Source organism: Phaeobacter piscinae, from assembly GCF_002407245.1.
GTDB classification, from domain to species: Bacteria; Pseudomonadota; Alphaproteobacteria; order Rhodobacterales; family Rhodobacteraceae; genus Phaeobacter; species Phaeobacter piscinae.
Map to the genome: position 1 here is coordinate 835,258 of NZ_CP010681.1, position 12,842 is coordinate 848,099.

The window sequence follows — 12,842 nt, forward strand, 5'->3', positions numbered from 1 at the left end:
GTCAGTCGTCCCTGGGCATCGGATAGCCCTTCAGCCGCAGAAAATGGCTTGCCTCATCATCGTTGCGAAAGAACGGCACGCTTTCTGGCGGGCCGTCCTGGCGGATGCGTCTGGTGACCTCCGCCAGCACCACCTCGGTGATGAACGGCAGATCGTAGGTGCGGACCTGGCTGAGCGGAATCCATTGCAGATGCGACAGCTCATCCGAGGCGCGGGAAAAATCATCAATATCGCTGCTGATATGTGCCGCATCCACCAGAAAAAACCGGGCGTCGAACCGGCGCGGGCGGCCGGGCGGTGTGATGGCGCGAAAGACAAACTGCAGCGCCTCGGCGGTGGGCAGATGACCGGTGGCGGCGAAGTCGGCCCAGTCTGCTTCAGGCGTGGTCGCCCATGTGCCGGGCTGCCCGAGGATGAGGCCGGTTTCCTCCCATAATTCGCGAATGGCAGCGACAGCGAGGGCGTGATGCAGATCTGCGTCGGATTGCTCGGACAGGCGGTCCTGGCAGAGCGACGGCAGCGGGCTGGCGAGCGGCACATCGGCGTCGCCGGGATCGACAGCGCCGCCGGGAAACACCACCTTGTTGGGCATGAAGGCGGCGCGGGCGCCGCGCTGCCCCATCAGCACCTGAGGGTCATCGCCCATCCGGTCGCGCACCGCGATAATTGTCGCGGCATTGCGGATCGGAGTGGTGTCCCGGCGCGCGCTGGCGGCATCGGCATAGCCGGTGTCGATGGCTGCTTTGGCCGGGGTGGGCGATTTGCTCATGTCTGGGTCTTTCCTACCGCTGGCGGGTCAGCTCGCCTTGCCGAAGCCGTGCATCCGACGCGCCCATTGATAGGCGATCACGATCCCCTTCATCCGGGGCAGGAGAAACAGCGAGGACAGCAGGCAGCCCAGCGAAAACACGGTGAATGTGACCATAGGCTCAGGCCGCCAGGTGAAATAGACCACATGCAGGAGCGGGGCCATAATGTGGCCAACCAGCAGAATGGTCAGATACGCCGGACCGTCATCAGCGCGGGCGCTGGTGAGGTCGAGCCCGCAGTTGGAGCAGCTGTCGTTGACCTTCAGATATGAATGCAGCAACTTGCCTTCGCCGCAATTGGGGCATTTGCACCGCCAGCCGCGCAGCACGGCGGGCATGGTGGGGCGATCTTCCTGAGTATCGGTTTTGAGATCGGCTGAAAGTGCCGCAGATGACTCGGTCATAACAAATCCTATCTTTTGCCCGCATATTTGAGCGCATCGGCCGCAAGTTTAAAGGGGCAGTCCGCCGGAGTGCGTCGGCATGCCGCAAGAGTGCGCCGTCCGCACTCATGGTGCAATGGACGAGTGAAACTGTGCAATGCGCTGGGTGAAAATTCTGCCGGGCTTTTGAAATTTTTGCGACGGAACTCTGCCGGGGCTGCGTTTTGTTTCTGTGATCGGCAGCAACGGGCTGCCTGCTGCAAGAGGAACCGCAGACATGAAACATACCAAGTTTATTGCCGCCGTTATCGCTGTCGGAGCTGTCATCGGAGCCACAGGTGCGATTGCGAAGCCGGGTTTTGGCGGCAAGGGCGGTCATGGTCCGCGCATGAGCTTTGAAGAGATGGACACCAATGGCGATGGTCAGGTGACCAAGGCCGAGATGGACGGGCTGCGCGAGGCGCGTTTCGCTGCGGCGGACACCGATGGCGACGGTCAATTGACACTAGCAGAAATGGAAGCTGCGGCGCAGGCTCGGGCCAAAACTCGTGCGGCGACGATGCTGGAGCGGATGGATGCGGATAAGGATGGCGCGTTGAGCCTTGATGAACTGCCCAAACCACGCCGGATGGGAAAGATGTTTGACCGCGTGGACGCCAATGACGATGGTGCTATCAGCAAGGAAGAATTCGAGAGCGCGCGGGCGAAATTCCGGGGCCGTCATGGGGCCGGGCACAAACCGCGCGGGGATGTGCAAGACAGCGAGACGGAACAGAACTGATCCGATACGACAGATGCATATGTCTGCCAATACTGTGGAGCGGGCCCCGGAGCAGGGCCCGCTGATGCCGCCGCCTGACACCCCGGCGACGCCACAGGCGGAGGTTGTGGAGGATCCGGATGGGGCAGTGCTGATCCGCTTTGCCGCTGGTGATCCGGAGGCGGCGGGTGAGCTGACGGCGCGGCTGGCGCCCCGGGCGCTGGGTGTTGCGATGCGGGTTCTGGGCAACCGCGCGGAGGCTGAGGATATTACGCAGGAGGCGATGGTGCGGCTGTGGCGGCAGGCGGAACATTGGGAGCCGGGGCGCGCCCGGCTGTCGACCTGGCTCTACCGGGTGGTGATGAACCTCTGTATTGATCACAAGCGCCGATTGCGGGGTGGACATGTGGATCTGGACGCCATCCCCGACCCGCCGGACCCTGCGAAATCTGCGGCGGAGCAGATGCAGGACGGGGCGCGGCAGGACGCGCTGCAGGCTGCGCTCATGCAATTGCCGGAGCGTCAGCGGCAGGCGGTGGTGCTGCGTCATATCGAAGATCTGGCGAACCCGGAGATTGCCGGGATCATGGACATCAGCGTCGAGGCGGTCGAAAGTCTGACCGCGCGGGGCAAGCGGGCGCTGGCGGCAATCCTGGCCGGGCGCCGGGCCGAACTGGGGTATAATGATGGTTGATAAAACTGGAAAAACCGCGCCCACACAGACGGGCGCTGATGCTGAGGATAGGTTGGATCCGGCGGATCTTGCCGCGGCCGAGCTGGCGCTTGATGATCTGTTTGCCAGTGCGCGGACCGCCGCCCCGGTCCCCCTTCCTGAGGGGGTGGAGCAGGCGATTCTGAGTGAGGCTGCGGCGACGCAGGCGGCGATCCTGACGCGTCAGGCGCTGGCATCAGATCTGGCGTCGCAGTCAGCCGAAGCGCGCAGCGGGGTGTTTGCCGGGATGCGGGAGCTGTTGGCGGGGCTGGGCGGATGGCCAGCCCTTGGCGGATTGGCCACGGCCAGCGCTGCTGGGCTGTGGATCGGGTTGGCGCCACCTGCGTTTCTGCCTGACCCGGTAAGCCTTGCCGGGATCGAGCTGAGCGAAGACAGCCTGCCTGAAGACAGCTACGACTTGGCCGTGGTGCTGAGCGAGGAGTTGGAATGACAAACGAGACCCGCAAATCCAAACCCGGCCGCCGTCTGCGCTGGCTGTTGATGGCGTCGCTGGCGCTGAACCTTGCGGTGGTTGGCGTCGTTGCTGGGGCGGCGTGGCGGTTTAACGACCACAAACGAGGTGCCGGAATGCCACCTCCGGTCGGGGCGATGCTGTTTCGGGATCTGGAGGCTGAGACCCGGCGCAGCCTTCGCAGCACGGCTGAAGGCGAGCATGGCAGCTACAAGGGCCGGCGACGTGCGGAAGGCGGCAAGGTTGTTGAACTGTTGCGGGCCAGCCCCTTTGATGCGAAGGCCTTGGGCGGGATGCTGGAGGCGCAGGCCACACGGCGACATAATTTCCAGCGCTCCGTTCAGTCGGCCTGGCTGGATCAGATCGTTGCCATGACTGCGGAGGAGCGGGCGGCCTATGCGGACCGTCTGGAGCAGCGTATCCGGCACCCGAAGCGGCGCAGCTGGCGGCACTGAGCGGGGGAACCGGTCGTGACGCGGCATTGATGATTGGTCAGCCGGGGCGATGACGATCTGAAATACCAAACGGGGCAGTGAGAGGATCGCTGCCCCGCTTCATGTTTCTGGACCAAATGGCTGCTCGGCCGGTCCTGCCTGTAGTTGCGCCAGATGCCTGCCGGGTTGTCCCGATCTGTGGCAGCTGGTGCCCGGTGACACTGTCCCGTGTCAGCTGGTTTTTGTCCGCGCCGTCGACGGCGCGTGCCGGACGGTTGTTGTCAGGCAGCAAGGTCTGCCAGAGAGACCTGATTGCGGCCGGCATGTTTGGCTGCATAGAGTGCGCGGTCGGCATTGGTGATCAGCGCGCTGACAGCGCTGTCGCAATCCTGTGGCCCGCCTTCGGTGCCATCGCACTGATCCCTGGACGCGACGCGGCCACCGATGACAACACCGATACTGATTGTCACATAGATCGGAGCATCAACGCCGGGGATGTGGAACGGCTTGCTGTTGATCCGGTTGCAGAGATCACTGGCCGCAGCTTCAGCCATTGCATCGCCGATCGCAGGCATCACAATCATGAATTCTTCGCCACCGACGCGGGCCAGCAGATCGGTCGGGCGTAGCGCGGTTTGCAGGCGCTTGGCCGCTTCGATCAGCACTGCATCGCCCACCGGGTGGCCGTAGAGATCGTTGATCTGCTTGAAATGGTCGAGGTCGGCCAGCATCACGGCAAATGTTTCGCCGGTTTTGGCGGAAGTGCTGGCAACGCGCTCAAGGAAGGGTTTGGCGTAACGGCGGTTGAAGAGGCCGGTCATCGGGTCCTCAACAGCGGCGCGCAGCCCGTTACGGACCGTGTCGCGCAGCTTGTCGATGCGTGCCTTATTGCGCAATTGGGTATCGAGCCGCAGCGCCAGTTCCGCGACGTCGAAACCAGACTGAAGCACATCATGTGCCCCCCGGTCCAATGCTTCGGCGGCGATGGCGGGGTCTGCGGGGTGGACCACGGCGATCACCACGGATTTGCGGGTAGCGGCACGCGCACGCAGATCGGCCAGCAGGCGTAGCCCCTGCGCCAGGGTGTTGCGCCCCAGTTCAATCACGATGGCATCAGGCACGGGTTCACGCATCAGCGGGTGCACCGCATTGAACTGATGGTTGCACAACCGATAGGGCACACGAGGTGCGAGCCGGGCTTGCCAGTAGATGCCGGTAGCGGGCTGTTCGGTCACTAGTGCAACCTGCACCCCGTTCAGGCTTGCGCTGATGTGTGGACTGGAGAGGGGCAGGGCGTAGCCATGGGTGTTGCCACGCTGTAAGTTCAGCTCTTCTTGGGTGCTGCTGGCGCGCAGCAGGCTGCGGATCCGCGCCTGCAACATGGTGTCATCCAGCGGCTGCAACAATACATCATCTATCCCTGCGCTGAGTGCGGCGAGACGGCGGTCGGCGTCGCTGTCGTGATCAATTGCGATCATCGGAATATCGGCTAGCTGGTCGTCAGCGGCCAGCGCCTGTTTCACGGCGACCGCGTCGCCATCGGGCAGGGACATGGCGCTGAGGATCAGATCGGGGCGGCAACGCAGGGCGGTTTTGGCAATATCGGCAACAGTTTCGGCCTGAACCACCCGGTAATAGGCGGCGGACAGCTGAACCTTCAGCATGATCCGGTTGGTCGCAACACCGTCGATAATAAGGATAGTGCCCTGCACGTGGTGCCCTTTCGCCCCTTGCGTTGGAATTGCCTCAAGTTTTAATGAGACTGGTTAATAAACCCTTTCGTATTTTCACCAATTTGACCGTGAAGTGTCAGGAATGTGTGCACATATGCTATTTTCCGCCGATGCAGCCGAGACTTTGGGCTTAAAGGCGCTTGCCTGGCTGGCAGGCAATGATGAGTTGCTGCCGGTTTTCCTGGGCGCAACCGGCGCGAGTGAGGCAGATCTGCGTGAGCAGGCGGCCAATCCCGAGTTTCTCGGCTCGGTTCTCGATTTTCTGACGATGGATGACGCCTGGGTCATGCAGTTCTGTGACAGCGCCGGGCTGGCCTATGATCAGCCGATGCAGGCGCGGATGGCGCTGCCGGGTGGGGCGCAGGTTCACTGGACCTGAGGTCTGCGAATGTGGCAGCGCTGATCAGTGGGCGCCATGGCATCGTTAAGGGGTGTGATTAACCTCTCTGACCGGGACTGAGCGCCCTAAGCCACGGGCTGGCTGGTGCGGCGGGCTTCAATCGCCTATGTGTCGGAGCGATGTCCCCGGTGGATCGAGGACCACAGCCCCACGTCTGCCCCTTGCGCCTGAGGCCAGCGCGCTATGTCGGGCGGATGTCAGATCTAGGAGTGCCCATGCCCGTTGATGCCCTGCTGTTCGACAAGGACGGAACGCTGTTTGATTTTGCCGAGACCTGGAACCGCTGGACCGGCCGGTTGCTGGACCGACTGGCGGAGGGCGAGGTGGACCGGTTGCAGGCAATGGCAGCGGCGATAGATTTTGATCTGGCGACGGGTAAGATCCTGCCCAGCAGCCTGGTGATTGCCTCCACCAACCGGCAGGTGGCGGAGGCACTGGCGCCGCATGTGCCACAGATGGATCTGGATCAGCTGGAACTATACATGGCCGAAAGCGCCGGTGAGGCGGACCTTGCCGAGGCGGTACCATTGGCGGCGTTTCTCGATGATCTGCTGGCGCGGGGCAAGGTGCTGGGGGTGATGACCAATGATGCGGAACTGTCTGCAAAATCCCAGCTCAGTCGCAGTGGAGTGCTGGATCGCTTTGCCTTTGTTGCCGGGTTTGACAGCGGCCATGGGGCAAAGCCGGACGCCGATCCGCTGCTGGCCTTCTGTGCCGCCACCGGTATCGCGCCGGAGCGCACCGCCATGGTGGGCGACAGCCTGCATGATCTGGAGGCCGGATTGGCGGCAGGGATGCAGCGGATCGGGGTGCTGACCGGTCTGGCCGGGGCGGCGGATCTGGAAGCCCATGCGGATGTGGTTCTGCCCGATATCGGCCATATCCCCGGCTGGCTGGATCGCTGACCGTTTCGCCGGCAGCGGATTGGCAGCTGTCGGATCAGGCGAACTGGACACATATGCCCAGAAATGTGCGATCTGACAGGGGTTGGCGCTGAAAAGCGACCAAACCTGTCGGGAACAGGCATTCGGACCGCGACTGAACAGGGCCTGCTGAGGCTATGAGCCAACGGACGGGCGCCCCATGGGTGGTCGCACCGATCAGCTGACAGCAGGGAGGGCCGCCATGACAACCGAGACACGAACCCGAAAACGCGGTGGCGGACGCGCTGGCGCGGCGGCCCGGCGCGGGGATGCGGTTATTGAGCAAATGCCATGGTCGGTGCCGCGCAACATTGATCGCCCGATTGAGCCGCTTGGCCCCGAGGGCGTTGCGGCCATTCACGATGGGGCGATGCGGATCCTCGAAGAAATCGGCATCGTGTTTCTCAACGATGAGGCGCTTGAGATCTTCAAGGAGGCGGGCTGCAAGGTCGTGGGTGACCGGGTGCATCTGGACCGGGAGTTCGTGATGGAGATGGTTGCCAAGGCGCCATCTGAATTCACCATCACGCCGCGCAATCCTGACCGAACCCTGCCGGTGGGGGGCAATCATATCCTGTTCGGCAATGTGTCTTCACCGCCGAACTACTGGGATATGTCGCTGAATGCGAAGGTCGCGGGCACCCGTGAGCAATGCCAGAACCTGCTGAAGCTGACCCAGTATTTCAACTGCATCCATTTTGCCGGTGGGTATCCGGTGGAGCCGGTGGATATTCATGCCTCGGTCCGGCATCTGGATGTGCTTTATGACAAGCTGACCCTCACCGATAAGGCGATGCACGCCTACAGCTTGGGCAAGGAGCGGGTCGAGGATGTGATGGAGATGGTGCGGATCGCAGGCGGGCTTACTCATGAGGAGTTCGAGGCCCGACCGCATATGTATACCAACATCAACTCCACCTCGCCGCTGAAACATGACCAGCCGATGATTGACGGTTGCCTGCGACTGGCACGGCGGGGGCAGGCGATTGTGGTCACGCCCTTTACGCTGGCCGGCGCGATGGCGCCGGTGACCATGTCGGGGGCTGTGGCGCAGTCTATTGCCGAATCTCTCTCGGCGATTGCGCTGTTTCAATATGTACGCCCCGGCACGCCCTGTGTGATCGGCACCTTCACCTCCAATGTGGATATGAAATCCGGTGCCCCGGCTTTTGGCACACCGGAATATATGCGCTCGACCCAGATGACCGGGCAGATGGCGCGCTATTATGGTCTTCCGATGCGATCCTCGGGTGTCTGTGCGGCCAATGTGCCGGATGGGCAGGCGATGTGGGAGACCTCCAATTCGCTCTGGGCGGCCGTGCAATCGGGCACCAATATGGTCTATCACGCGGCGGGATGGCTGGAAGGCGGGCTGATCGCCAGCCCCGAGAAATTCATCATGGATTGCGAGATTCTCCAGCAGATCCAGCGCTATATGCAGCCGGAGGTCATTGGCACGGGTCCCGAGGATATCGCGCTGGAGGCCATTCGCGAGGTTGGCAACGACGGGCATTTCTTTGGTATTCAGCACACGCAGGACCGCTATAGCACCGCGTTTTATCAACCCTACCTCAGCGATTGGCGCAATTATGAGGCCTGGGAGGCGGCGGGTGCGGTTTGGACACCGGAACGGGCGCATAATCTGTTCAAAGAGATCATTGCCCGATTTGAAGCGCCACCGCTGGATGTCGCCCGGCGAGAGGCGTTAGAGGACTTTGTCGCACGCCGGAAATCCGAGGGAGGTGCCCCAACCGATTTCTAACGCCGGTTGAGGGGAAGTTTCGCGCGTTCAGACCTCTGCCATTATTTTGTGCAAGTGTATAAGTCAGGCCGATCTAACGAGAGAATCGCCGCCATGACTGACTTGGATACTGCGACCGCTTTGCGCGCCCGTTTGCCTATGGTGGCTTTGGGCGCGGGTAGCGGATTCGCCATGTGGCTGCTGGCGCGGGACTGGCACCAGCCGGGTCTCTCTGAGAGCCTGTTTCTGGCGATGTTTGCCTTCCTGTCCAGTTTCTGCGGCGCATCACTGGCGATGATCGGGCCGCTGTCGCTGTTGCGTGCGTTGCGCGGGGCGCTTTGGGTTGCGGTGCCGATGACCGCGCTGATGCTTCTGGCGGCGTTGCGCTACCCGGTTGCGACCGATCTTTTACAGAACGAGGTGTTGGTGCTGATGGCGCTGGCGCTTGGCGCGATGGCCTGCCCTTTTGTGTTGCTGCGGCTGTCCGCACCCGACCGCTGGACCCGGTTTGCGGCGCTGTCTGCGGCGAGCTGGGGTATCGTGTTTCGCCTGGCCTGCGGGGTCGGGTTTGTCGCGGTCTTTTGGATTCTTGGTTTGTTGTCCAATGCCCTGCTGGATTTGGTCAACATCACCATTCTGGAAGACATCGCCGAGGTGGATTGGCTGGCGCTGACGCTGAGCGGCGCGGTCTTTGGTCTGGGCCTGGCGGTGGTGCAGGAGCTGGGGGGCGGTGGCGCGCCGCATCTTCTGTTTCGGTTGCTCAGCCTGCTGCTGATTCCTGTGCTGTTGGTTGTTGGCCTGTTTCTGGCCGCGATCCCGCTGCAGGGGTTGTCCAGCGCCTTTGGTCATCTGTCCTCGGCTGCGACGCTGATGGCGATGTCAGCGGTGATGATGACACTGGTCTGCGTCGCACTGACCCGGCAGGAGCAACCAAAGGGCGCAAATGGCATGGCGGCACGACTGCTGGCAATTGGTTTGATGCTGGTCACTGGTCTGGCAGCCTGGGCGGTCCTGATGCGGGTCTGGCAATATGGTTGGACGCCGGATCGGATCTATGCGCTGCTGTTTGCGATGACGTTACTGCTGCACGGGTTGGTCTATGCCGGCTGTGCGGCCATTGGAGGCGCGCGCTGGCCGGATCTGTTGCGGCGCGCCATTGTCGGCCTGGCGCTGATGACCGGTGCCACATTGGCGCTGGCCCTGACGCCGCTGGTGGATGCGGGGCGCATTGCGGCCAACAATCAGGTGGCGCGGGTGCTGGCGGGTGAGACAGAGGCAGCAGAGCTGCCCCTGTGGCAGATGGCCCATGATTGGGGGCAGGGCGGGCTTGACGCGCTGACACGGTTGGATGCCCACGCGGAAGAGACCGGGGATGCAGATCTCTCCAATCGCCTGCAGCTGGCGCGCAACGCGACGAGCCGTTGGCAGATGACGAAGGATATGGTGGACGTCACCGATGATCAGCGCAAGGAGCTGATTGAGCTGCTGCCCGTACAGCCCGCCGGAGCCACAGTGACTGCAGATGATTTCAGAGGGCTGAAGCGTTATCAGCTGCTGCGCTGGATTCGCGGTTGCAAGCGGCGGCTGCCGGATGGCAGCGCGGGCTGTGTGCTTATTCGCGGCGCGCTGGGAGCGACCTCAGACGAGGCGGCGGACCTGGCCTTGCTGCTCTTCAGAGAAGGGCGTGATGGGGCGCAGCTGGAGACCCTCGCCCTGCGGTTTGGCCCGGACGGTGCGGACATGCCGGGCCGTATAATTCTGGATCGCGGGCCACCGGCGCAGCAGCAGACAAAAGAGCAGGTCGAGGCCTTGCTGGCGGCGGCGCAGGCCGACCGTTTCGAGATATCTCCCGCGCGGCAGAATACGTTGAAACTGGGCGATCTGGAGGTATTGATACAGCGCCAACGTTGATCTGAGGGAAAACCGTAGCAATTTTAGTTGTTGGCCCTTTATTAACCAGGCTGGGCCAAAAGTAGAGACACGTAACAAGGGGCCAGTGATGCACGGTCTGATCAATAGGGCATTCCAGGCGTTTGTCAGCACCACCTTCGGGGAGGACAGCTGGCAGGCTATCATGGATTCTGCAGAGCTCGGCTTTAGCGAGTTCGAAGCCATGCTTACCTATACGGATGAGCAATCCCAGATCATGTTGCGGACTGCAGAAGCTATTCTGAAACGCCCGCTGCCAGAAATGCTTGAGGATATGGGCACGTTTCTGGTGTCGAATCCGCAGTTGGAGGCCCTGCGCCGATTGCTGCGTTTTGGTGGGGTCAACTACGTGGAATTCCTGCATTCACTGGATGACCTGCCGGATCGCGCGCGGCTGGCTGTGGCCGATCTGAACCTGCCGGGGCTGGAGCTGATTGAACAGGCGCCCGGGCAATTCGAATTGCATTGCCAGCCCGGTTTGCCAGGGTATGCCCATGTGCTGATGGGGGTCCTGAGGGCAATGGCGGATGACTACGGCGATCTGGTTTTCCTTGATCATTCAGGCACGCAGGACAACGCAGAGGTGATTGCAATCACCCTGGTTGAAACTGAATTTGCCGAAGGCCGTGCCTTCGACCTGGGGGCGCATTCACTATGATGATGAGCATGCGGGAAATCTCCTCCATCGCCAATGAAATCTGCCCGATGCATGTGGTCATTAACCATGAAGGGCGGATTACCGGTGTTGGTCCGACATTGCGCAAGCTGCGCCCGGATACCGAATGGCTTGGCAGCCGGTTCTTTCGGATCTTTGACCTCGCGCGGCCGCGTCGGGTCCGGTCCACTGAGGATTTGATCAAGACAGCCGGTGCGAAACTGCATCTCAATTTTCGCGATGCGCCGCAAACCGGCCTGAAAGGCGTGCTTGCCCCCTTCCCGGAGGGGAAGGGCGGGTTCATCAACCTGTCTTTTGGCATTTCCGTGCTAGAGGCGGTGCGGGATTATGATCTCACCAGTGCTGATTTTTCCCCGACGGATCTGACCATCGAAATGCTCTATCTCGTTGAGGCGAAATCCGCCGCGATGGAGGCGTCGCGCCAGCTTAACTTGCGCCTGCAGGGGGCAAAAATCGCCGCCGAGGAGCAGGCGTTTACAGATACGCTGACGGGTGTAAAGAACCGCCGCGCAATGGACCACATCCTGAACCGGCTGATCGCTTCCGGCCGGGATTTCTCCCTGATGCATGTGGATCTTGATTTCTTCAAAGAGGTCAATGACACGCTTGGTCATGCAGCAGGGGATACGGTGCTGCAACGGGTCGCCAAGCTGATGGTGCAATGCACCCGTCAGAATGACACGGTCGCGCGGGTCGGTGGGGATGAGTTTGTTCTTATCTTTGAGGGTCTTATCGACCGGATACAGCTCTCAGGTATTGCCCGTCGATTGATTTCCAGCATTGAGGAACCAATCCCTTTCGGTGATAAGACCTGCAAGATTTCAGCAAGCGCGGGCACCTCGCTCTCAGCCGCCTTTTCTGAAGGTCTGGATGCGGCAACGCTGCTCCACCAAGCGGATGTGGCGCTTTATGCCGCAAAGAATGCAGGCCGGGCGCGCCATTTCTTCTATCAGCCAGGTATGGAGGAGCAGGATCCCGAGGCGTAGCGCTGAACCATGCGCTGGTTTGCGGCGCAGCTGGCGTCGTGGGGGGCTGTCTGATGCGCTGCTGGCTTGGACTTATGACTGCATCCCCCGGAGCCGCGTTTGATCACGCCAGAGCGGAAATGCCGTTCGCCTGCAACAGGTTTTCTGCTGATTGACAGCGGGCAGACCGTGGATTGGCCGTGGCAGTCAGACCTTAACGCGGTCAGGCCGCGCTTCGCGGACGGCACGCTGGTCGCTTGTGTTGCGCTATTCAGGGAAAACAGAGTGGCAGCCCGTAGGGGAATCGAACCCCTCTTTCCAGGTTGAAAACCTGGCGTCCTAACCGATAGACGAACGGGCCACTTGGTCTGTGAGGGCGTGTTTACTGAGTACATCGCCCCGGCGCAAGAGGGATTTTGACATCCACGCGAGTTTTTTTCAGCTCTGATAGATGCCCTGCAAGCTTCTGAAAAATATGGATATAAATGGGTGTGCTGGGTATGGTGTCTGGCAGATCACGGTGATTGTCTGTTGGTGCGGCCCAAACCGCAGAAAGGGACGGTTGCAGGGCATCGCCGCCGATGAAACGAGCGCCAGTTGATCGGATGAGGTGATCGGATCTGTGCGGTGATGGCGGGCAGCTACACGTCAAACCCAGGCCACACTACGCAAGGAGCAAGTGATATATCAGGACTGTTGTGCGGAGAAGTGGCAGCCCGTAGGGGAATCGAACCCCTCTTTCCAGGTTGAAAACCTGGCGTCCTAACCGATAGACGAACGGGCCACTTGGTGTGAGCGGGTATTTAGTGTTTCGCGCCGGAACCCGCAAGCCAAAAAACACCAGTATCGCAATTTATTTTCCCCTGGGCGGAGGATGGTTATTCAAAGAGGGCAGGGCCCTTGTG

At 61.5% G+C, this 12,842-nt stretch carries 13 protein-coding genes and 2 tRNA genes; 10 read left to right on the top strand and 5 right to left on the bottom strand.

Annotated features, from left to right (window positions below):
- Position 1: 1 nt before the first annotated feature.
- Together phaeop14_RS03825 and phaeop14_RS03830 are read right to left on the bottom strand one after the other, a co-directional pair.
- Positions 2 to 769: an NUDIX hydrolase gene (locus phaeop14_RS03825; RefSeq protein WP_096788807.1), complete on the bottom strand. Its 768-nt coding sequence runs from the start codon at positions 767 to 769 to the stop codon at positions 2 to 4.
- A 27-nt stretch (positions 770 to 796) separates the two neighbouring features.
- Positions 797 to 1,213, bottom strand: a complete 417-nt coding sequence (locus tag phaeop14_RS03830; RefSeq protein ID WP_040173715.1) for a DUF983 domain-containing protein — start codon at positions 1,211 to 1,213, stop codon at positions 797 to 799.
- Between the two features lie 256 nt (positions 1,214 to 1,469).
- Between phaeop14_RS03830 and phaeop14_RS03835 the strand changes: the two genes are divergently transcribed.
- From phaeop14_RS03835 to phaeop14_RS03850, 4 genes are read left to right on the top strand one after another with little or no spacing between them, the layout of a single operon-like run.
- On the top strand, positions 1,470 to 1,973 hold the full coding sequence (locus phaeop14_RS03835) for an EF-hand domain-containing protein (protein ID WP_040173712.1): 504 nt from the start codon (positions 1,470 to 1,472) through the stop codon (positions 1,971 to 1,973).
- 13 nt (positions 1,974 to 1,986) lie between these two features.
- A complete protein-coding gene (locus tag phaeop14_RS03840; RefSeq protein WP_096788808.1) occupies positions 1,987 to 2,646 on the top strand; it encodes an RNA polymerase sigma factor in 660 nt (219 codons plus the stop codon).
- Entirely contained in the window at positions 2,639 to 3,115 is a 477-nt protein-coding gene (locus phaeop14_RS03845) for a hypothetical protein (RefSeq protein ID WP_096790221.1), read from the top strand. Before phaeop14_RS03840 ends, phaeop14_RS03845 begins: the two co-directional genes overlap by 8 nt.
- The gene (locus phaeop14_RS03850; protein ID WP_040180896.1) at positions 3,112 to 3,591 is read left to right on the top strand and encodes a periplasmic heavy metal sensor; all 480 of its coding nucleotides are present in this window, start codon (positions 3,112 to 3,114) and stop codon (positions 3,589 to 3,591) included. Before phaeop14_RS03845 ends, phaeop14_RS03850 begins: the two co-directional genes overlap by 4 nt.
- A gap of 260 nt (positions 3,592 to 3,851) precedes the next feature.
- On the opposite strand, the gene phaeop14_RS03855 is transcribed toward phaeop14_RS03850, so the two are convergent.
- Complete coding sequence (locus tag phaeop14_RS03855; RefSeq protein WP_096788809.1) at positions 3,852 to 5,282, bottom strand: diguanylate cyclase domain-containing protein; 1,431 nt, start codon at positions 5,280 to 5,282, stop codon at positions 3,852 to 3,854.
- 115 nt (positions 5,283 to 5,397) lie between these two features.
- On the opposite strand from phaeop14_RS03855, the gene phaeop14_RS03860 reads away from it, so the two are divergent.
- The 6 genes from phaeop14_RS03860 to phaeop14_RS03885 all read left to right on the top strand — a co-directional run bounded on the left by phaeop14_RS03860 (position 5,398) and on the right by phaeop14_RS03885 (position 11,958).
- Positions 5,398 to 5,682: a DUF3572 domain-containing protein gene (locus tag phaeop14_RS03860; RefSeq protein ID WP_027247729.1), complete on the top strand. Its 285-nt coding sequence runs from the start codon at positions 5,398 to 5,400 to the stop codon at positions 5,680 to 5,682.
- Positions 5,683 to 5,918: 236 nt separating this feature from the next.
- Positions 5,919 to 6,608, top strand: coding sequence for an HAD family hydrolase (locus phaeop14_RS03865; protein ID WP_096788810.1), 690 nt, complete (start codon positions 5,919 to 5,921; stop codon positions 6,606 to 6,608).
- Between the two features lie 220 nt (positions 6,609 to 6,828).
- A complete protein-coding gene (locus phaeop14_RS03870) occupies positions 6,829 to 8,388 on the top strand; it encodes a trimethylamine methyltransferase family protein (RefSeq protein ID WP_096790222.1) in 1,560 nt (519 codons plus the stop codon).
- 93 nt (positions 8,389 to 8,481) lie between these two features.
- On the top strand, positions 8,482 to 10,278 hold the full coding sequence (locus phaeop14_RS03875) for a DUF4153 domain-containing protein (protein ID WP_096788811.1): 1,797 nt from the start codon (positions 8,482 to 8,484) through the stop codon (positions 10,276 to 10,278).
- A gap of 88 nt (positions 10,279 to 10,366) precedes the next feature.
- The gene (locus phaeop14_RS03880; RefSeq protein WP_040173694.1) at positions 10,367 to 10,954 is read left to right on the top strand and encodes a heme NO-binding domain-containing protein; all 588 of its coding nucleotides are present in this window, start codon (positions 10,367 to 10,369) and stop codon (positions 10,952 to 10,954) included.
- Positions 10,954 to 11,958: a GGDEF domain-containing protein gene (locus phaeop14_RS03885; RefSeq protein WP_040173850.1), complete on the top strand. Its 1,005-nt coding sequence runs from the start codon at positions 10,954 to 10,956 to the stop codon at positions 11,956 to 11,958. Before phaeop14_RS03880 ends, phaeop14_RS03885 begins: the two co-directional genes overlap by 1 nt.
- 265 nt (positions 11,959 to 12,223) lie before the next feature.
- Here the strand turns inward: phaeop14_RS03885 and phaeop14_RS03890 are convergent.
- Positions 12,224 to 12,298 (bottom strand) — tRNA-Glu (locus tag phaeop14_RS03890).
- Positions 12,299 to 12,646: 348 nt separating this feature from the next.
- Positions 12,647 to 12,721 (bottom strand) — tRNA-Glu (locus phaeop14_RS03895).
- Between the last annotated feature and the right edge of the window lie 121 nt (positions 12,722 to 12,842).